At 71.2% G+C, this 18,355-nt stretch carries 23 protein-coding genes and 1 pseudogene; 7 read left to right on the plus strand and 17 right to left on the minus strand.

What is annotated here, in order from left to right; genetic code table 11:
• Nucleotides 1–117: 117 nt before the first annotated feature.
• A complete protein-coding gene (locus tag ACFRAR_RS24115) occupies nt 118–867 on the plus strand; it encodes an enoyl-CoA hydratase/isomerase family protein (protein WP_380700240.1) in 750 nt (249 codons plus the stop codon).
• Nucleotides 868–872: 5 nt separating this feature from the next.
• Nucleotides 873–2,309, plus strand: coding sequence for an asparagine synthase-related protein (locus ACFRAR_RS24120; protein ID WP_380700241.1), 1,437 nt, complete (start codon nt 873–875; stop codon nt 2,307–2,309).
• Between the two features lie 57 nt (nt 2,310–2,366).
• Here the strand turns inward: ACFRAR_RS24120 and ACFRAR_RS24125 are convergent, their stop codons facing one another.
• The 5 genes from ACFRAR_RS24125 to ACFRAR_RS24145 form a co-directional block, all read right to left on the minus strand.
• The gene (locus ACFRAR_RS24125) at nt 2,367–3,521 is read right to left on the minus strand and encodes a methyltransferase domain-containing protein (protein WP_380700242.1); all 1,155 of its coding nucleotides are present in this window, start codon (nt 3,519–3,521) and stop codon (nt 2,367–2,369) included.
• A 3-nt stretch (nt 3,522–3,524) separates the two neighbouring features.
• Nucleotides 3,525–3,683, minus strand: a complete 159-nt coding sequence (locus ACFRAR_RS24130; RefSeq protein ID WP_380700243.1) for a hypothetical protein — start codon at nt 3,681–3,683, stop codon at nt 3,525–3,527.
• A gap of 125 nt (nt 3,684–3,808) precedes the next feature.
• Complete coding sequence (locus ACFRAR_RS24135; RefSeq protein ID WP_380700244.1) at nt 3,809–4,651, minus strand: helix-turn-helix domain-containing protein; 843 nt, start codon at nt 4,649–4,651, stop codon at nt 3,809–3,811.
• Nucleotides 4,648–5,400, minus strand: coding sequence for a DUF6879 family protein (locus ACFRAR_RS24140; protein WP_380700245.1), 753 nt, complete (start codon nt 5,398–5,400; stop codon nt 4,648–4,650). Before ACFRAR_RS24140 ends, ACFRAR_RS24135 begins: the two co-directional genes overlap by 4 nt.
• Before the next feature lie 112 nt (nt 5,401–5,512).
• Nucleotides 5,513–6,115, minus strand: coding sequence for a hypothetical protein (locus ACFRAR_RS24145; protein WP_380700246.1), 603 nt, complete (start codon nt 6,113–6,115; stop codon nt 5,513–5,515).
• Nucleotides 6,116–6,590: 475 nt separating this feature from the next.
• On the opposite strand from ACFRAR_RS24145, the gene ACFRAR_RS24150 reads away from it, so the two are divergent.
• Entirely contained in the window at nt 6,591–7,160 is a 570-nt protein-coding gene (locus ACFRAR_RS24150; protein WP_380700247.1) for a DUF3291 domain-containing protein, read from the plus strand.
• A gap of 80 nt (nt 7,161–7,240) precedes the next feature.
• On the opposite strand, the gene ACFRAR_RS24155 is transcribed toward ACFRAR_RS24150, so the two are convergent.
• From ACFRAR_RS24155 to ACFRAR_RS24165, 3 genes are all read right to left on the minus strand, one after another.
• A complete protein-coding gene (locus ACFRAR_RS24155; RefSeq protein WP_380700248.1) occupies nt 7,241–7,432 on the minus strand; it encodes a DUF397 domain-containing protein in 192 nt (63 codons plus the stop codon).
• Between the two features lie 62 nt (nt 7,433–7,494).
• Entirely contained in the window at nt 7,495–7,686 is a 192-nt protein-coding gene (locus tag ACFRAR_RS24160; protein WP_380700249.1) for a DUF397 domain-containing protein, read from the minus strand.
• Nucleotides 7,687–7,697: 11 nt separating this feature from the next.
• A complete protein-coding gene (locus ACFRAR_RS24165) occupies nt 7,698–8,546 on the minus strand; it encodes a helix-turn-helix domain-containing protein (protein WP_380700250.1) in 849 nt (282 codons plus the stop codon).
• Between the two features lie 243 nt (nt 8,547–8,789).
• Between ACFRAR_RS24165 and ACFRAR_RS24170 the strand changes: the two genes are divergently transcribed.
• Both ACFRAR_RS24170 and ACFRAR_RS24175 read left to right on the plus strand, forming a co-directional pair.
• Nucleotides 8,790–9,158, plus strand: a complete 369-nt coding sequence (locus ACFRAR_RS24170; RefSeq protein WP_380700251.1) for an ATP-binding protein — start codon at nt 8,790–8,792, stop codon at nt 9,156–9,158.
• Complete coding sequence (locus ACFRAR_RS24175) at nt 9,155–9,400, plus strand: hypothetical protein (RefSeq protein ID WP_380700252.1); 246 nt, start codon at nt 9,155–9,157, stop codon at nt 9,398–9,400. Before ACFRAR_RS24170 ends, ACFRAR_RS24175 begins: the two co-directional genes overlap by 4 nt.
• A 79-nt stretch (nt 9,401–9,479) precedes the next feature.
• Here ACFRAR_RS24175 and ACFRAR_RS24180 read toward each other — a convergent pair whose 3' ends face one another.
• From ACFRAR_RS24180 to ACFRAR_RS24205, 6 genes and pseudogenes are all read right to left on the minus strand, one after another.
• The gene (locus ACFRAR_RS24180; RefSeq protein WP_380700253.1) at nt 9,480–10,007 is read right to left on the minus strand and encodes an ion channel; all 528 of its coding nucleotides are present in this window, start codon (nt 10,005–10,007) and stop codon (nt 9,480–9,482) included.
• Nucleotides 10,008–10,067: 60 nt separating this feature from the next.
• Nucleotides 10,068–10,241 (minus strand): annotated as a pseudogene (locus ACFRAR_RS24185) (response regulator transcription factor); the annotation flags it as partial.
• Between the two features lie 346 nt (nt 10,242–10,587).
• Nucleotides 10,588–11,943, minus strand: coding sequence for a hypothetical protein (locus tag ACFRAR_RS24190; protein WP_380700254.1), 1,356 nt, complete (start codon nt 11,941–11,943; stop codon nt 10,588–10,590).
• Nucleotides 11,944–12,090: 147 nt separating this feature from the next.
• Nucleotides 12,091–12,372 carry a Sec-independent protein translocase subunit TatA gene (gene tatA / locus ACFRAR_RS24195; RefSeq protein WP_380700255.1) on the minus strand — a complete coding sequence of 94 codons (282 nt, stop codon included), beginning with the start codon at nt 12,370–12,372 and terminating at the stop codon, nt 12,091–12,093.
• A 232-nt stretch (nt 12,373–12,604) separates the two neighbouring features.
• Nucleotides 12,605–13,174 (minus strand): methyltransferase family protein, encoded by a 570-nt coding sequence (locus ACFRAR_RS24200; RefSeq protein WP_380700256.1) that lies wholly within the window; start codon nt 13,172–13,174, stop codon nt 12,605–12,607.
• A gap of 214 nt (nt 13,175–13,388) precedes the next feature.
• Nucleotides 13,389–15,005: an MFS transporter gene (locus ACFRAR_RS24205; protein WP_380700258.1), complete on the minus strand. Its 1,617-nt coding sequence runs from the start codon at nt 15,003–15,005 to the stop codon at nt 13,389–13,391.
• Between the two features lie 96 nt (nt 15,006–15,101).
• Between ACFRAR_RS24205 and ACFRAR_RS24210 the strand changes: the two genes are divergently transcribed.
• Nucleotides 15,102–15,686: a TetR/AcrR family transcriptional regulator gene (locus ACFRAR_RS24210; RefSeq protein ID WP_380700259.1), complete on the plus strand. Its 585-nt coding sequence runs from the start codon at nt 15,102–15,104 to the stop codon at nt 15,684–15,686.
• A 12-nt stretch (nt 15,687–15,698) separates the two neighbouring features.
• On the opposite strand, the gene ACFRAR_RS24215 is transcribed toward ACFRAR_RS24210, so the two are convergent.
• Complete coding sequence (locus ACFRAR_RS24215) at nt 15,699–16,016, minus strand: cupin (protein ID WP_380700260.1); 318 nt, start codon at nt 16,014–16,016, stop codon at nt 15,699–15,701.
• 140 nt (nt 16,017–16,156) lie between these two features.
• Here ACFRAR_RS24215 and ACFRAR_RS24220 point away from each other — a divergent pair, with 140 nt between their 5' ends.
• The gene (locus ACFRAR_RS24220) at nt 16,157–16,423 is read left to right on the plus strand and encodes a hypothetical protein (protein WP_380700261.1); all 267 of its coding nucleotides are present in this window, start codon (nt 16,157–16,159) and stop codon (nt 16,421–16,423) included.
• Nucleotides 16,424–16,501: 78 nt separating this feature from the next.
• Here ACFRAR_RS24220 and ACFRAR_RS24225 read toward each other — a convergent pair whose 3' ends face one another.
• Entirely contained in the window at nt 16,502–17,659 is a 1,158-nt protein-coding gene (locus ACFRAR_RS24225; RefSeq protein ID WP_380700262.1) for an acyl-CoA dehydrogenase family protein, read from the minus strand.
• Between the two features lie 141 nt (nt 17,660–17,800).
• The gene (locus tag ACFRAR_RS24230) at nt 17,801–18,160 is read right to left on the minus strand and encodes a hypothetical protein (RefSeq protein WP_380700263.1); all 360 of its coding nucleotides are present in this window, start codon (nt 18,158–18,160) and stop codon (nt 17,801–17,803) included.
• Between the last annotated feature and the right edge of the window lie 195 nt (nt 18,161–18,355).

Raw genomic sequence — 18,355 nt, forward strand, 5'->3', positions numbered from 1 at the left:
GGGCGTTTCCACCCAGCCACCGGCCATCGTGCAACGGCGCACGAAGCTTCCTGCATAAATATGCCATCTGATGGAGAGTGAGGGTCCGTGTCGCCGATTGACACCACGACAGCGACCATGACCAGCGAGGTGCTTTCCGAGGGCGTCGCCCTGGTGGAGTTCTCGCAGGCCCACGAACAGAACCCGTTCAGCAGGGCGCGGATGCGCGAGCTGACCCGGCTGCTGACCGACCTCGACGCCGACGACCGGGTCCGCTGCGTCGTCCTGTACGGCGGCCCCGGCCGGTCCTTCGGCGCCGGCGGCGACTTCCACGAGGTCTCGGAGTTCTCCGGCGGCGACGAGGTCGACGACTGGATCGACGACATCACCGACCTGTACGGCACCGTCGCGGGCATCACCAAGCCCGTCATCGCCGCCATCGACGGCTACGCGATCGGCGTCGGCCTCCAGATCGCCCTCTGCTGCGACCTCCGGATCGGCAGCTACGTCTCCAAGCTGGTGATGCCCGAGTTCCGGGTCGGCATCGCCTGCAACTTCGGCGGCTACCTGCTGGAGGCGGCGGTGGGCCGCAGCGTCATGCAGCAGATGCTCTACACCTGCGCCGAGTGGTCCGCCGGCCGCGCCCTCACGGACGGCCTCCTCCAGGAGGTCACCGACCCGGAGGAACTGCTGGACACCGCCCTCGCGCACGCCCGGCGGATCGCCTCGTACACCGCCGCCGCCGTGCAGTCCACCCGCGCCCGGGTCAACGGCCCCTTCGTGGAGGGCCTGCGCCGGGTCCGCGACGAGGGCAAGAGGTCCCACCGCACCGCGTTCTCGGCCGGCGAGGCGCAGCAGCGCATGCGCCGGATCATCGGAAAGGCGTGATCAGCGTGACCGCTCAGGCAACCCCCAGCAGCAAGTGGTGCGTCGTCACCAACGCCCCCGTCCCGGGGCTGGCCGACCTGGCCCGGCACGCCGACCTCGGCGGCCTGCACGTCCACTACCGGGGGCCCGCCGACGCCGCGCTCCCCGCGACCACGCCGTTCACCGTCGACGTGCGCACCCTGACCGTGTCCCCGGGGGGCCCGGACGGCCTGGACGGCGCCGCGTCGACCGTGCCGGGCACCGCCGCCACCGTGCTGGGCATCGAGCCGGACGCCGTCACCCTGCACGTCTCCCCGTTCAACGAGGACCCGGTCTACTACGCCGTCAACCGGCTGCGCGGCCGGTTCGCCTACTTCACCGACCTGCTGCTCGCGCCCCTCGTGCTGGCCGCCCTCGACCTGCCCGTGGTGGTCGCCGGGGGCGCCGTGGAGGGGGTGCGGCGGCTGCCCCACGGCATCCACGCCCGCACCCACCGCACCGGGGGCGTCTGGCTGACGGAGGTCCGCGACGAGCACGACCCGCTCGCCTCGTTCCGCGACCCGCGCCGCGACGACCCGCTCGCCGCCGGCGAGGCCCAGATCGAGGCGCTGACCGAGGAGATCCGCCGGATCGCCGCGGCCGCCCCCGAGGGCACCGGCTACGCCACCCTCCTCTCGGGCGGCATCGACTCCGGCACCGTCACCTACCTCGCCGCCCGGGCCGGCCTGCCCGTCACCCCGTACAGCGTGGCCACCCCCTGGGGCGACGAACTCGCCGACGCGGCCGAACTCTGCGCCGAACTGGGCATCGCCCTCCAGCCCGTCCGGCTCACCGAGGACGACATCATCGCCTCCATACCGGAGGCCGTCCGCTGGCTGGGCGTCACCGACCCGGAGGTGGTCGAAGTCGCCCTGACCGCCACCTCCGTGCAGCGCCTGGGCGCCGTCGCCCCCGAGAAGGTGCTGCTCACCGGCTACGGCAGCGACCTGATCAACGCGGGCCTCTACCGCCCCTTCGACCACCGCGACGACCTGATCGACCAGTGCCTCACCGCCGTCGACCGCACCCGCCGCAGCAACGAGCTCTCCAACCGGATGCCGCTCGCCTACGGCACCGCCACCCACCACCCCTTCTGGGCCTGGCCGGTGATGCGGGTGGCCCTGGACACGGCGCCGGAGTGCAAGGTCCGCGACGGCCGCGAGAAGCACCATCTGCGCACGGCGATGGGCACCCGGGTGCCCGAAGCCATCGCCTGGCGCAGGAAGATCGCCGTCCACCACGGCGGCGGCCTCCAGCAGGGCGTGATCCGCCGCCTGGAGAAGGACACCGGCACTCTGGACCGCGAACTCCTCTACCAGGCCTGCTTCACCGAACTCCTCGACCGCGCCGCGGAGGGCGAGCTGGACCCCGCCGACCCGTGGGCCGTCCTGGAAGCCGCCGTCCGCCGAGTCCGCTCGCGGTGACCTGCCCGGAGCAGGAAGTCTGCCCGCCCGACTTCCTGCTCCGCTCACGTCGACGGGTCACTTCGGCGGGCTGTCCAGCCAGACCGTCTCGCCCCCGGGCGTCACGGTGAGCCCGAACCGGTCGAACCCGGGGTGCCCCTGGCCGCGCCACCAGCGGTACGCGGCGGCCACCTCGTCCCACAGGCTGCGCGGGCCTGACTGCACCACCTCGTAGGACTTCCGGCCGGGCTCCCAGTCGACGGTGGCCCAGGACGTGACGGCCGTGTCGTGCAGCCACAGCGTGTACGAGCCGTCGGTGTACCGCTCGACCAGCGGGAACGCGTCCGGCACCCGGGTGCCGACGGCGAACATGGGCAGCCAACCGGCGATGTCCTCCGGGGACAGGGACGTCGACGACTTCGACCCGTCCGCCGGCCACGGCCCGGACAGGTACGCCAGACTGTCCGGCCGCTCGACCCGCTGCCGTCGCAGTCGCATGAACGCCGACGACCCGACGAACCGCCCGCTGGCCGTCCCGTCCTCGCCGACCGTGAGCCGGACCACCGCCTCCCCGCCGTACTCCGGCGCCCAGGGTGCGACGATCACGGCCCCCGGCCGCGACTGGGCCACCCACTCGTACGGCACCCGGCGCACCGAACAGGTGGCGATGACGCGATCGAACGGCGCGGCGTCGGGACAGCCCTTCGCCCCGTCGCCCACCACGAGCCGAGGCTCGCATCCGGCCCGCGCGAGCCGGATGCGTGCGGCAGCCGCGCTCTCCTCGTCGACCTCCACCGTGACGACGGCCCCCGCGCCGACGCGATTCGCCAACAGGGCGGCATTCCACCCCGTCCCCGTGCCGATCTCCAACACCCGGTGGCCGGGTCGCGGATCCAGCGCCGCGAGCATCGAGAACACCATCGTCGGCATCGAGTTGGACGAAGTCGGCGCGATGCCTCTGCCATCCCCGCTGTGCTCCCCGTCGTCCCACTGCGTGGTGAGCGGCACGTCCGAGTGGACGGCCTCCCACCACAACGCCGGATCGGCCAACCGGTGCACGGACTCACCCTGCCGCACCCCGTCCGCCCGCCCCGGCCAGATGAGGTCCGGGACGAACCAGTGGCGCGGAACAGCCTGGTAGGCCTCCTCCCACTCGGAGGTGAGGGCCCCGTTCGCGCGGAGCGCGGAGGCCAGCCGGGCCCGGCCGACCTCCGCTTCGTGCTGCTCGCTCATCCGTCAGCGGCCGTCCGCCGGCCCACGGCCGTCCGAGGAGTTCCCGCCCTCGTCACTGCCGCCGCCACCGTGCTTGTTGCCGCTGTTGGAGTCGTCCTGCTGGCCGCCACCCTTGCCGTCGCCCTGGCCGCCGCCGTGCTTGCCGCTGTCGAGCATGGGCATGTGTGTTCCCCTTCGCTTGGTGGTCAACTCGCTTGCCGAGAAGGACGCTAGGGGAGCCGGCGGTGCCGGAGCGCGCGCGATTCTCGACTATTCGAGCCGCCGGGAGCGTGGTTCGCGGAGATTCCTCAGACGTCGCCGAGAGCCCTGCGGCAGCGTGTGATGACCCGGTGGGCGTCCGCGCCGTAGACGGCGGTGTCGGCAAGGGTGTCCCACACGCGCTGGTACAACGCGACGTTGTCCGGCTGGTCGAGCCACAGCTCGGCGTGCCAGTCCTCCACGATGACGAGCCGGTCGTCGTGGATCCAGAAGCCGTTGGCGGGCGGCAACTTGAGCGACGCCTCAAACGGCACGATGCCGAGGGAAACGGTGTCCAGCCCGATCGCACCGCTCAGCCGGTCGAGTTGCGCGGCCATCACGGCGGGCGGGCACACCAGGGCGCGCAGGGCGGATTCCCCCATGACGACGTGGTACTTCTTGCCCGGTCGGTACAGGCTCTCCTGCCGCTGGATGCGGGCTCGAACGGCATCCTCTATGTCGCGCGGCGACTGGTGAAGGTCAACATAAGCGCTGAAGATGTGCCGGGCGTAGTCGGGTGTCTGGAGTATGCCGACGATCATGGCACCCTCCCACGCACGCATGACCCTTGTGCGGTCGTGTTCGGCGGTCAGCGTGTCCTGTACCGGCTTGTGTCCGGCGGCCAATTGGCGTCGCCAGGATCGGGTTCCTGACTCGAAGGCGCGTAGTCTGGCCGACAGTTCGGCCGCCGCTTGGGGCTGGCCTACACCATCGGCCCATGCTTTGAGGTCGTCATGGGTGGCCGTCTGCCGGCCGGTCTCCAGCTTGCTGACCTTGGATTGCGTCCAGCCCAGCCGGTCGGCCAGTTGCCGGCCTGTGAAACCGCCCTCGGCGCGCAGCTCACGGAGCCGCAGGCCGAGGGCGATTCTGGCTTGCTGGAAGTCGGTGCTCACATGCCGGACGGTACCCCAGCGCGGAATTCGCCGTGCGGGACGGCGTAGTGCCAGGCAGCGTCCCGCTCCTGGCAGGCGCGGGCCACCTTCACCGGGTCGGTGATCACCTCGATCTCGGTGACGTTGTCCTCGGCGTCGAAGTGCAGAAGGGCGATCACGCGCGAGTCGAACAGCCAGGCGTCCTCTGCCGGGAGGCCCAACCGATCGGCGTCGGAACGCCAGAGGTAGCGGATGTCCTCGCCGACCTTGCCGTTCCGCTCGGCGTTCTGGAGCAGGTAGCGCTGACCCATGGTGGGCGGGTTGTCCATGATCCGCACGCGCTCGAACCGCTTGCCCAGAGCCGAATGCTCGCGGCGCGTGCGGCACCACGGGTGGTCCAGGTCCCATTGGGGGTCCAACCCGGCCACGAACCGGCGGTAGTCCTCGGATTCTTCGTCGGAGCGGTACTGGCGGCGGGTCTCCAGCCGGAACGCCGTGTGCTGGCAGGTCGTGAACATCTCCTCGAACTCGTCCCAGCTGATCAGCACGCGTTCTCGGTTCACGTCTCGCGGCGCGAAGTCCGTGAGTAGCACGCGCGGCACAGTCACGAACCCTTCGCCGGGCTTGATGTCGCGGAACTGGGCGATCTCGTCGGGGTCGGTCACGAGGTCGCCCTGCACGACGACATTCCCGGTCTCCATGTCCTCGTAGAGCGTCGGGCAACCGTTGTGTCCCGAGTTGCTTCCGATGTACCGCAGTCGTCGGCTCATAGCCGCTCCCCTCACAGCCAGGTTGACTCAGAATGCCCGGAGAGCCACGCGGAGTGAGCGCGGATTCTCGAATATTCTCCTGAGGCGGCTGAGCGTCCTCGTCGATCCCAAGCTATGGTGCGGACTTCACGCCTCGGACGTGGATCACCCGGTCGGGCTCGCCCAGGTCGGCGCGGTTGATCCGGCCGCGGTCGCGGTCGATATCCTCATCTGCGGAGTGTTCTTGCAGCTCAGGTGGGGCGAGCGGCGTCTCGAAGCCCTCGCTGAGGCCTCGCCCATTGTCGGCGTACTCGTAGCGGACGGCGTAGACCCTCCCTTCGTGCAGCCACTCGCAGCGGACCAGGGGCCGCGCGAGTACTGCCTCGAACCATATGGCCGTCTGGGTCGCCGCCTCCGTGGGGTTGCCGGTCGCGGTGAAGGTGAACTCGGTCGGTGCGTCGGGGCGACTGAAGTTCTGGTTGTGGAGCTTGTCCGCGCGCACGGTGGTGCCGTCATAGTGGGCTCCGATGGTCAGCACGCCTTGGTGGCGCTCCGGGTCACCGATGTCCAGATAGGCCAGCAGCTCGCCGAACCAGGTGTGGCGAGCGGGCAGCAGAACTGTGTCGAGCGGGTCCACCGACCAGAAACTCGCACGCGCAGAGAGCACAGTCGCGAACTCCTGCTGCGCGGAGGTCAGATCGTCCTTGTCGTGCTCGAACCAGGGGACTTCTTCCACAGTCGCACCTTAGCGGAGTAACCGTGTTGGCTGGCGAGAGGGAGGTTGTGGAGTCGAGCGGTTCCGGAGAGCCGGTATGCGGCTGTCCGGGAAGGAACGGAAGCATTCCCGTATCGAATGAAAGATCAAGAAGAAGTCGATAGCGCATCAAACCGGTTGTGCTGTCCGAGAGATGAAATCCATGCAGGCTCAAGGCCGTGGCCCCTCGCGCCGGAGCCGGAAGCGAGAGCCCGGGGGAGTGAGGTGGTGTTCTCGCGCGAGAAGTCGGGCGGGCCGACTTCTCGCGCATCTGGCGGCCGGGTCTGCGCAAGAGGCCATGTGGGCGGGGGAATTGCAACTTCGACAAGGCCTGCGGAGGCGGTTACCTTCACCTGGTCTTCGGCGATCGGCAACGGTCGCACAGGGATTTCCTTCAGGCTGAGCCGCCCGCCCATGACGGGGTGGCCCGGTTATGCCCCGAACCAGGGAGAGACGCATGCCCCATCTCGCGCTGTACACGTTCGGCGTCCTGAAGTCACCTCTCGCCGATCCCGCACCTCTCACGCGTGAACTCCACGAGAGCGGCGAGCCGATTTACCGGAAGATCAGCCGACACCCCGGGTACCTCGCTCATGCCGAAGCGGCAGAGGGCGCCCGGGGCAGCCACTTCGAGCTGGACTGGGGAGTGTGGGGCAAGTTCGCCGTACCGGCCTGGTACGACAAGGGCCGTACGGCGGACACCACCGCCCTGGCCGCGACCCTCTCGCTCTGGACCGACCTGAGTTCCGCCTTCGACGCCGTCTACACCGGTCTGCACCGGGAGGCGCTGAACAGGCGCTACGACTGGTTCGAGAGGACAGGGCAGCCGCTCCACGTGTTCTGGTGGGTCAACGAAGGCGTGATACCCACCTGGCAGGACGGGGTCTCCAGGCTGGAACACCTCCGCGAGCACGGCGCCGCACCGCACGCCTTCACGTTCCAGCACGCGTTCACTCCGGACGGAACTCCGGACAGGATCAAGGGAATCGGGCCGACGGGCGACCAGGAGCGCCGACAGGGGAGTTGAACTCCAGGCCGACAAGGCGGGGTGCCGTCCGCGCAGGAAGTCGGGCGGCCCGACTTTCTGCGCGAGGGACTGCTGGGGGTTCAGGCGTGGTGGTCGAACTCGCCGGCCTTGACGCCGTGGAGGAGCGAGGCGAGGGTGGCGGGGGTGGTGCGGAGGGTGAGGTGGCCTTCGTCGGACTCCCGGAGTTCGAGCAGGCTGTCGGCCGTGCGGATCTCCACGCACTCGTTGCCGTTGCCGCTGAAGGATGACTTCTGCCACTCGGTGTTTGCCATGTGGGGCCCTTCGGGTTTTGGTCTGCCTAGGAAGTCGGGCGGGCCGACTTCCTAGGCGGGGTTCAGGCGTGGTGGTCGAATTCACCGGCCTTGACGCCGTGGAGGAGCGAGGCGAGGGTGGCGGGGGTGGTGCGGAGGGTGAGGTGGCCTTCGTCGGACTCGCGGAGTTCGACCGAGCTGTCGGCCGTGCGGATCTCCACGCAGTTCTCGACGTTGCCGCTGAATGATGACTTCTGCCACTCGGTGCTGGTCATGTCGGGCCCTTTCACAAGTTTCGCGCGATTTTGCGAATCACGTCGCGGGAGTCATCCTCGCTCAGCGCTGATGCTTCGGTGCGCTCGAAGATGGCTCTGTAGCTGGTCAGCTCGCTGACGGCATCAAGGTATTCGGGACCGTGGGAAGACTCCCGTTCAACGGTGTCGAGTTCAGGAACCGCGCCGAACGCGTACGTGAGGTTCTCGGCAGGCCCGGGGAAGGTCTCGATGTCGAATGGCACTACTCGGATGGTCATCCACGGCAGCTCGGAGTCTTCGAGCAGGGATGCGAGCTGCTCCTTGAGGATTGGCGTGCCACCGAACCGCGTCCACAGCACGGATTCGTAGATGAAGAAGGTCAGGGGCTTTGGGTTGCGACGCAGATCGGCCTTGCGCTGCATCCTGAACTCGGTACGGGCATCCAGCTCGTGTTGAGGCAGTGGAGGGAACACGCGCCCGAAGACGGCGGAGGCGTAGTCGAGGGTCTGGCACGGGCCAGGCATGTGAGTGAGAAGCCACAGCATGAGTTCGCGGGAGGTCTTCTCAAACTCGGCGTTCTCAAGGACGCCGTCCGGGACAGTGCCTCGATACTTCTCCCACCAGCCCTTGGAGCGGTCCCGGACCATGGCCTCCAGGGCCTCGATCAAGGGCTGATTCATGCACTTGCAGGCTGCCGCGAAGGACCGGAGCCGGTCCCCGTTGACGCTGGTCTTTCCGCTCTCCATCTGCGTCACCTGGGCAGGGCTCACTCCGAGTGCGCGAGCGAGTTGGCTGCCTCCGAGGCCGGCTTGCTCGCGCATCTTCCGAAGTTCGGCACCGAGGCGGCGCTGACGAAGAGTTGGGTTCTGGCGACCAGGCATGGTGCCAGTCTGCCTTGCCGGCGCTCGACGGGGCCATCTGTCCCTCGGGAGGGGGAACTTCGGCAGAACAACCTAAAATTAAGTAGTTCCTGCGCTATGGTCGATCTCACATCGATCCGACGGATCGTCAGTAACGCTTGCTGGCAAGCACCGCAGAGCAGCCATGTCCTCTTTCACTGGCCTGGCTCACGGCGACACGTGTTCCGCCGGATCCTCCCCACCTCACGCCTCGGGAGAACTCCCATGCGTCACATCAACACCCCCACCATCGCCATCGCGCGGCAGACCCTCCACCACACCATGACCCGCATCGGCTGGCCGCCCGCCGTCATCTCCGACGCGCAGCTCGCCCTCGTCGAACTCCTGGTCAACGCCTGGCGCCACGCGGACACCCCGGCCCCACTCGTCGGCATCATCTCCGACAACGGCAACCTCCGGGTCTCCGTCACGGACCAGAGCCCGGTCCTCCCCGCCACCCCACCGCTGTCCCTCCTCGCCGAGTCCGGCCGGGGCCTCCAGCTCGTCGCCGGCCTCACCCACCGTTGGGGCGTCGACCCCCATGACCAGGCCAAATCCGTCTGGTTCGAGCTGGACGGAGCGGCCCGCCGATGACCAGCAGCCGCTTCCCGATGCTGCCGACCGATCCCCGCATCCGGAACTACACCGACGACCACATCCGCACGCTGCTCGCCGAAGTCCTGGAGCGCGGACGGAAGTACGGTCTGATCTTCCCCTCCGCCACCACCGACCAGACCATCGACGGCCGCGTCCTCGTCCGCTTCAACACCGCGCCCGCGTCGACCCTCCTCAACCTCCTCGTCCTCCTCCTCGACATCGAGCGGGACACCGCCTGACCGACGACCGACGACCGGCGACCGGCACCGCGCGGCGGGTCGCGTGCACAGGCCCGCCATGCCGGCCGGGAAGCCCGGGTCAGCCCTGGCCGCCCCGAATCCTCCGTTCCACGTTCCCCCGGATCGCCCGGGACGCCGTTCCGGCCGCCGACGCGAGGAACACGAAGTTGTACCCGATCTGGAGCACCACCACGAGCCGCGCGGTCTGCCCCGCCGGGGTGATGTCGCCGTACCCGACCGTCGCCATCGTCACCACCGTGAAGTACAGCGCGTCCAGCCGGGTCTCCAACCCGGCGAACTCCGCCTTGTGCGCGCCCAGCACGTAGTACGTCCCCGCGAAGATGGTCAGCGCCAGGAAGATGTGGAAGGCCAGCCAGACGACCGGTCGCCTGGCCGTTCCCCGCATCACCCCGATGATCTTGGCCAGCAGCAGCCAGGTCAGCCCGGCCAGTGCCACCACGAACACCGTCCAGCCCACCAGCGGCGGGCGCTCGCCCAGCCACTTCAGCGGCAGGGTGAAGTACCCGGCCATCAGCAGCGTGGAGGCGCCCAGCAGCCAGAGCCAGGCCCGCAGGTCGGCGGGCGGCGGCGGCGGGTTCTCGGACATCCCGTCCAGCCTGTTCCACGGTGGCCCCGCCTGCCCGCCCGCCTGCTCCGGTCGGCGGAGTCAGGCCAGCCCCCGCTGGATGGCCAGCACCGCGAGCCGTACCCGGTTGGGGCTGCCGGTCTTGGTCATCAGGTTGGACACATGGGTCTTCACCGCGGTCACCCCCAGGTGCATCCGCCCGGCGATCTCCGCGTTCGACAGCCCGTCCGCGAGGTGCCGCAGCACCTCGCTCTCCCGCCCGGTGAACCGCCCCGCCCCACCGCCGTACGGCCAGGTCGAAGAAGGCCGCCGCCACCCCGACCTTCACCTCCACCTCGACGGTGTGCGCCACGGCGGGCACGGTCAGCGCGCACTGCCCGGGCGCCACCGCGAGCGGCCGGCGCCCGCCGAGCGCGGCCAGCAGCAGCGCGGCCGCGGCGACGGCCCACTCCGCCGCCGTCAGCGTCTCCGGACGGCCCGCCAGCAGCAGGTACCCCAGCCCGGAGGCGATCAGCGCGGGCCGCAGCAGCCGCGCGCCCCTCCACGTCGTTCCCCACACCCCGCCGACCCCAGAAGCCCCGGGGGCCCGCGTGATCGTCCTTCAGGGCGAGACCCGGGCTCCTCCTTCAGGCCGCCCTGCTTCCTCATCCCGCCCCGGTTCGTCCAGCAGCTCCAGCACCGCCAGGACGGCGACCAGCCCGAGCGCCAGACAGAGCGTCACCAGCACCGTCGGGTGGCTCCACAGCACGAAGGCCAGCGCCGTGAGCGCGACCGCCAGCCAGCCCAGTACGGCCTTCCGGCGGTGGACGAACCGGCCGACCGGTCCGAGTCGCAGCCCGGCCCGTTCCGCCACCCGCCGCACCGCGCCCAGCCCGGCGCGCCAGCCGCCCCGGAGGGTGCGCGCCCACCGTCCGTCGCCGCTGATCCAGGCGCCGAGCGCGACCAGCAGGCCGAGCGTGACCACCACCCGGACGGCGGAGTGCAGGTAGCGCACCAGGGCGTCGTACACCGCCTGGGCGGCCGGCTGGTCCACGTCGGCCGGGAGTCCGTCCAGGTACAGGGCCCGGAACACGCTCAGCCCGATGCCCAGCAGCAGCGCCCCGCCCGCCATGCCCAGGGCCGCGGCCACGACCGCCCGGCGCCGCCGCCGGGCGAGCAGCACCCCGCCGAGCGCGCAGGCGCCGGCCAGCACCGGCACCCAGAAGCCGGCCAGGTCCAGGACCCGCAGGGTGGTGCGGACCTCGGGGAGGGCGTCGGAGTGCACCAGCGGGTAGGAGGTGTGGATCTCCGGGATCCGGGAGGCCAGCGGGATCCCCTGCTCGACCAGCGCGGCCTTCACCCGGGCGATCACCGGGGCGAGGTCGAGCAGCACGGTGTCGTCCCGCACCTCGACGGCGCCGCCGCCCTGCCCGGTCACCATCTTCTCGACCGCGCCGTGCGCGCTCCGGTTGACGTCCGTCCAGACGGCGGCGAAGGCGTCGCTGTCCACGAACCGCTCGACCTGGCCGTGGACGAACCCGGTGAGCCCCTCGTCGAGGGCCTGGCCGATGCCACCCAGGGGGGTGCCGCCGAACAGGGAGTCGACGGGGAGCTTCTTCATGATCTCGGCGGTCACCCGGTCGGTGACGGCCGTCTTGACCCGGGGGTCCCGGGCGAGCGGGGCCATCGTCGCCAGGTAGCGGTCGGTGTCGCTGATCTCGGCCCTCGCCCAGAGGGCGAGGGCGCTCAGCGGGGTGAGCACACAGGCGAGCACGATCAGCAGCGCGGCGAGGAAGGAGCGCACCCGGCGGCGGGGCGGGCCCGGCGGCTCTTGTGCCGGCCCGGCCGCCAACTGGCGGGCGAGTCGCGTCTCCTGGTCCTCGACGGCGTCCAGCCGGGCCCGCAGCTCGGCGATTTCGTCGTCCGCCCCGCCTTGACGCTCGCCAGGACGCTCGCCGGCGGGCTGGTCGGTCGGCATGCCGGGACTCCGTTCCTCCGGTGGGTGCGTACCAGGAGACAACGGATCAGATCGGACGGCCAGTCGAACGCACCGCCGGCGGAGTGGGCCGGAACAGCGGAGAGCCCCTGGTGGTTCACCAGGGGCTCTCCGGAGGAACGGGGTGACTCAGGCGGCCGTCTCGGGCCGCTTGGCGTCGGTGCCGTCGGTGGCCTTGGTCACGTTGGTCGGCGTGACGGCCGGGCGGTCGGTGCTCTGGGCGGTGCTCTGCGCGGTGCCGGCGTCCGCCGGGGTGTCGTCCTCGCGCATGGCCTTGGTCTCGGCCTTCAGGATGCGCATGGACTTGCCCAGGCCGCGGGCCATCTCCGGCAGCTTCTTCGATCCGAACAGCAGGACTACGACCGCCAGCACCACGAGAATGTGCCAGGGCTCAAGACCGTTACGCAGCATCCCTGGCCACCGGTCCCTTCTTGTCTAGAGGCATGGCGGGCGCTAGCGCCCGTGCTCGCCAGTATGCCTGGACCTGACGGCGAACGGATACACCAGCTGGGAAACGCTGGCCAAAAACCAGGTGCCGTTCGAGTGGGGCGCGAGGACGCGGTGGGGGGCCCGGTCGGGGGAAGGGGCGCTCACCTGGCCGGATGCGGGTGCCGAAGTTCACATCCGCCGCGCGCCGATGTGATCAGTAGACGAACGGCACCAGGCGCTTCGACACCCGGCGGTACTCCTCGTACTCACCGTCGAAGGCGTCCAGCAGCAGCCGTTCCTCGGCGGAGATCCGCCAGCCGTACGCGGCGAGCAGCAGCGCCGCGACCACCAGGGCGGCCGCCCAGCTGCCGGTGCCGAGCGCGTAGCCCACCCAGACCAGCAGGCTGCCGGCGTAGCCGGGGTGGCGGATCAGCCGGTACGGGCCGGTGCGGACCAGCCGCTGGGTGTCCACGGTGCGCAGGGTGCGGGTGTAGTAGCGGCCCAGGGTGCGCATGCCCCAGGCCCGCAGCGCCAGCCCGGCGACCACCGCCGCGACCCCGAACCAGCGCGCCCAGCCGGGCAGTTCGCCGATCGAGGCGCTGTCGAACAGCACCACGGCCAGGGCCGAGGCGAGGTAGCAGCCGATCAGCAGCCGGGTCGACCCGCGGTCGCGGCGGTCGGCGTGCCAGGTCCCGGCGGAGGAGTCCTCGCGCCGGCGCAGCAGCAGCTCGTAGGCGATCCAGCAGAGCAGGCCGAGGAGGGAGAGGAGGGCGGGCAGGGACATCTGGGGCTCCCGGCGGTCGGATCCGAGGGGTACGCCTCCACGGTCCGCCCACCGGGCTCCCGCCGCACCCACCCGGAGGTGGACCGACTGCTTTCCACCCCGGGGTGGAGCCGTCGGGGCCCGGGCCCGGATGGCGGAGAGCCCGGGACGGCGGAGAGCCCCCGCCCGGGTGGGCGGGGGCTCTCGATGACGCGCGGGGACCGGCCGGGCGGGGTCAGACGGCGGCGGGCGTGGACTCGGGCGCGGACTCGGGCGCGGACTCCGACTCCGACTCCGGCGCGTCCTCCGACTCGGGCGCGGGCGCGGGCGCCGGGGCGGCGGCCGGGAGGTGGCGCATCAGGCGGTAGGCCAGGGCCGCGGCACCCAGGGCGAAGATCAGGCCGACCACGGCGGCGACGTGCAGGCCGTCGGTGAAGGCGGTGCGGGCGGTCTCCAGCAGCTCGGCGCCGAGCCGGTCGGGCAGGTGGGCGGCGACGGTGACCGCGCCGCCGAGGGTGTCCTGGGCGGCCCGGGCGGTCTCGCCCTCGACGCCCGCCGGGAGGGCGCCGTCCAGCTGGTGGCGGTAGACCGCGGCGCCGGCCGCGCCGAGCAGGGCGATGCCGAGCGAGCTGCCGAGCTCGACCGCGGTCTCGGAGGTGGCGGAGGCGGAGCCGGCCTGCTCGGGCGGGGCGGCGGAGACGACCATCTCGGCGGTCATCGTCATGGTGCCGACCGTTCCGGCGGCCAGGACGCCGGCCGCGGTGAGGACGAGCGCCAGCGGGGAGTGCGCGCCGACCTGCGTCATCATCGCGAAGCCCGCCGAGCCGATCAGGAACCCGCCGGCCATCAGCACCGCCGGGCGGACCTTGCCGGCCAGCGCCGAGCTGATCCCGACGGAGGCGCCGACGCCGACGCTCGGCACCAGCGACCAGAGCGAGGCGGTCAGCGGGCTCATGCCCTTGACCAGCTGGAGGTACTGCGAGGTGAAGAGGGAGAAGCCCATCATCGCGAACATCGCGATGGTGTTGACGCTGATCGCGCCGCTGAAGGTGCGGATCCGGAACAGGCTCAGGTCGAGCAGCGGGGCGGCGGCGGTGCGCTGGCGCCACACGAAGGCGGCGGCCATCAGCAGCCCGGCCGCGATCGCGAGCCCGGGCAGCGGGCTCCAGCCCTCGACGGCGACGGTCTTGACGCCGTAGACCAGCGGCAGGATCGCGCCCAGCGAGAGCGCGGCGCCGAGCAGGTCGAAGCGGCCGGTGCGCCTGCCGGAGCGGTACTCGGGGAGCAGGAAGGGCGCGGCCAGCAGGACCAGGGCCATCACCGGGACGGCCGGCAGGAAGGCCGAGCCCCACCAGTAGTGCTCCAGCAGCAGGCCGCCGGCGACCGGGCCGAGGGTGGCCCCGGCGGTGAGGACGCCGCCCCAGAGGCCGAGCGCGAGCTGCCGCTGCTTGGCGTCGTGGAACATGTTGCGGATCAGCGCGAGGGTCGAGGGCATCAGGGTGGCCCCGGTGGCGCCGAGCACCGCGCGGGCCGCGATCAGCTGGCCGGCGTCCTGCGACCAGGCGGCCAGCAGCGAGGCGCCCGCGAAGCCGGCGGCGCCGATCATCAGCAGCCGGCGGCGGCCGATCCGGTCGCCCAGCGCGCCCATCGTGAGCAGCAGCCCGGCCAGCAGGAACGAGTACATGTCCAGGATCCACAGCTGCTGGGTGCCGCTCGGCGCCAGCGTGGCGGAGATGTACGGGACGGCGAAGAAGAGCACGCCCATGTCCATGGTGAGGACGAGGGTCGGGAGCAGGAGGACGGCCAGGCCGATCCATTCACGACGGCCCGCGCGGCCGGTGGTTGCGGTCATGGGGAAGACGGTACGGGTGTGTCAGACGCTTGTCTAGTACAGATGTGCAAGACGGACGTTCGAGACGTTCGTCCAGTAGTTCCGTAGGATCGGGGCATGGGAAACCGCGAAGACCTGATGGCCGGTGCCAAGCGCTGCCTGTACGAGAAGGGCTACGGGCGCACCACCGCCCGCGACATCGCCACCGCCTCCGGCGTCAGCCTGGCCGCGATCGGCTACCACTTCGGCTCGAAGGACGCGCTGCTCAACGCCGCGATGATCGAGGCGATCGGGGACATGGGCGAGGCCATGGGCGAGGTGGTGATCGCCGCCAACCAGGTGTCGGACGACCCGGCGGCGCGCTTCGCGGCCGTCTGGGACGGCCTGCGGGACGTCTTCGTCAAGCACCGGGGGCTCTGGGCGGCCCAGTTCGAGGCACTCGCCCTGGCCGGGCACGCCCCCGAACTGGCGGACGCCTTCGCGGGGGCGCAGAAGGACGGCCGGCTCGGCCTGGCCGCGGTGTTCCGCGGGCTGCCGGAGGTGCCGGAGACCGAGGAGAACATCGCCCGCGGGGCCTTCTACCAGGCGCTGCTGACCGGCTACTGCGCCCAGTGGCTGGCCGCGCCCGAACTCACCCCCAGCGGACAGGACTTCCTGCGCGGGCTGCGGCTGGTCGGCGAAGGCGTGTTCGACTCGGCTTAGTCCAGGGGCGGTTCACGCCGTGACGGCGGTCAGCAGCACCACCGAGTCGACGTGCGCCAGCAGCCCGTGCCGCTCCTGCGGGACGGGCTCCAGCCGTCCGGCCGGGAGTTCCAGCCGCCGTCCGGCGATGGTCAGCGAGACCCGGCCGCGCAGCACCTGGACACTGCCCGCGGTGGGCGGGTTGTGCTCGTCCAGCGCGGTGCCCGCGGTCAGCGCGATCACGGTCTGCCGCAGGATCCCGTCGTGCAGGACCAGATGGGCGCTGCGCCCGTGCGGGCTCTCGGCCGCCCGGGCGGCGTGCTCCACGGCGAGCTGTTCGAGATCGGGCACCGCGCGCCTCCTCCTCGCTCCGGGGGCGCTCCGGGAGCGCTCCGTGTGCCCAGGGTCGCGGACGCGGCGGCGCCCCGCACCCGGAGCAACCTGGAGCAGTCCGGGGTGCGGCCCCCGCCGACTGCCCGCATCGTGGAGGCATGGCGACCAACCAGAGAGTCTTCAGCGGGTTCCAGGTCAACCGCGCGGTGCTGACCGGCGGCGCGCTGCTCACCGCGATCGGCACCGTGCTCAGCGCGGCCGGGGCCACGATGGTCTGCGTGGCGCTGGTCACCGCGGGCCGCAGCTGGGTGCGCGGCCTGGAGACCGCGCCGACCGCCCTCGCCCAACGGGCCCTGCGCGAGGCGCGGGTGGCGTCCACGGCCGGCTGGGAGGCCTGGCGGGCCGAGCACGGATCGCCCAACTGAGCCTCCGGGCCCGCCAGTCGACGACCCGGCGGGACCGAACGCCCCGGCGGGACCGAACGCCCGGTGGCCCGAACGCCCCTACAGTCCGAGCGACTTGGCGATGATGCTGCGCATGACCTCGCTGGTGCCGCCGTAGATCCGGAACACCCGGTTGTCGGTGTAGAGCCGGGCGATCGGGTACTCCAGGATGTAGCCGTAACCACCGTGCAGCTGGAGGCACTTGTCGATCACGGTGGAGGCCGACTCGGTGCAGAACAGCTTCGTCGCGGCCGCGTCCGCGACGGTCAGCTCGCCCTTCTGGTACAGCTCCAGCGCCCGGTCCACCATCGACTGCTGCGCCACCACCTGGGCCTCGCAGTCGGCCAGGCTGAACTTGGTGTTCTGGAACTCGGCCACGGCCTTGCCGAACACCTTGCGGTCCTTGACGTACCGCACCGCGAACCGCACCGCCGCCGCGGCCGCCGCGTACGCGCCGACGGCGATCGCCAGCCGCTCCTGCACCAGGTTGTGGGTCAGGTAGGAGAAGGCCCGGCCCTCCTCGCCGAGCAGGTTCTCCACCGGCACCCGGACGTCGCTGAACGCCAACTCGGCGGTGTCCGAGGTGCGCAGGCCGATCTTCTGGAGCTTGCGGCCGACGGTGTAGCCCTCGGAGGCGGTGTCCACGCAGAGGATGGACAGTCCGGCCCGGCGGTTCTCCGGGTCGTGCGGGGCGGTGCGGCAGACCACCAGGACGAGGTCGGCGAGCACGCCGCCGGTGATGAAGGTCTTGGCGCCGTTCAGGACGTAGTGGGTGCCGTCCTCGGAGAGCCGGGCGGTGGTGGTGATGCCCGCGAGGTCGGAGCCGGCGCCGGGCTCGGTCATCGCGATCGCGGTCATGATGTCGCCGGAGACGAAGCCGGGCAGCCAGCGCCGCTTCTGCTCCTCGTTCGCGTACTCCAGCAGGTACGGCAGGACCAGGCCGGTGTGCACACCGGAGGAGCCGAAGCTCACGCCCGCCCGGGCGGTCTCCTCGGCGATCACCGCCTGGTACTTGAACCCGCTCTCGCCCGCGCCGCCGTACTCCTCCGGCACCTCGATGCCGTAGACGCCGAGCGCGCCGAGCTGCCGGTAGAAGTCGCGCGGCGGGTGGCCCTCGGCCTCCCAGCTCTCGTAGACCGGGACGACCTCGTTGGCGATGAAGTCCCGGATGGTCTCCCGGAAGGCCTCGTGGTCCTCGGTGAACACGGTGCGGCGCACGGCGGGCTCCCTTCGACGGCTCCGGCCGGGACGGCCGGCCGGGGCGGAACGTGCCTGGTGATGGCTCCACAAGTTAATCGGGAGTAGCTTCGGCTGTCCATGCTCGCCGAGGGCCCGCGCTCCGCCCGCGCTCCCGCCCGGTCAGTGGAACTGGACGCCGATGTCGCCCTGGCCCTGGAAGGCGCCGGCGTTCCCGGTGTTGCCGACGGCCGCGAGTCCGTTGTGCTGGTTGCTCGCGCCCGAACCGGTGGCCGTCTGCTGGGTGTTGACCACGTTGCCGTGCACGGGGCCGAGGACGTTGCCGGAGCCGGCGTTGTCCACCGCGCTGCCGGTGGCGGGGGCGGCCGTCCCGGAGCCGGCGGTCGTACCGGCACCGGAACCTGAGCCGGAACCAGCACCTGAGCCGGCACCGGTGCCGGCGTGCGCGGTGGCGGCGCCGAGGCCGACCAGGAGGAACGCCCCGAGGGCGGTGACGGCTGCGGCTGCGCGATGACGGGACACGCTGGTCTCCCTGGCTGGGCGTGGGAATGGTGGCGGCGCCCGGAGCGGCCGCTCCGGAGGGCCGTGGCCTGACGGCGCCCGCCCAGCATTCACCGGCGATGTGGACGAACTCCACCGAACGGGTGGCAATTCGCCCGATGGTGGAGACCGGGTCGATTTCGAGTTGACGGCATTCCGTCATTTCCCCAGGAAGTC

The sequence above is a fragment of the Kitasatospora sp. NPDC056651 genome, assembly GCF_042792155.1.
GTDB lineage: Bacteria > Actinomycetota > Actinomycetes > Streptomycetales > Streptomycetaceae > Kitasatospora.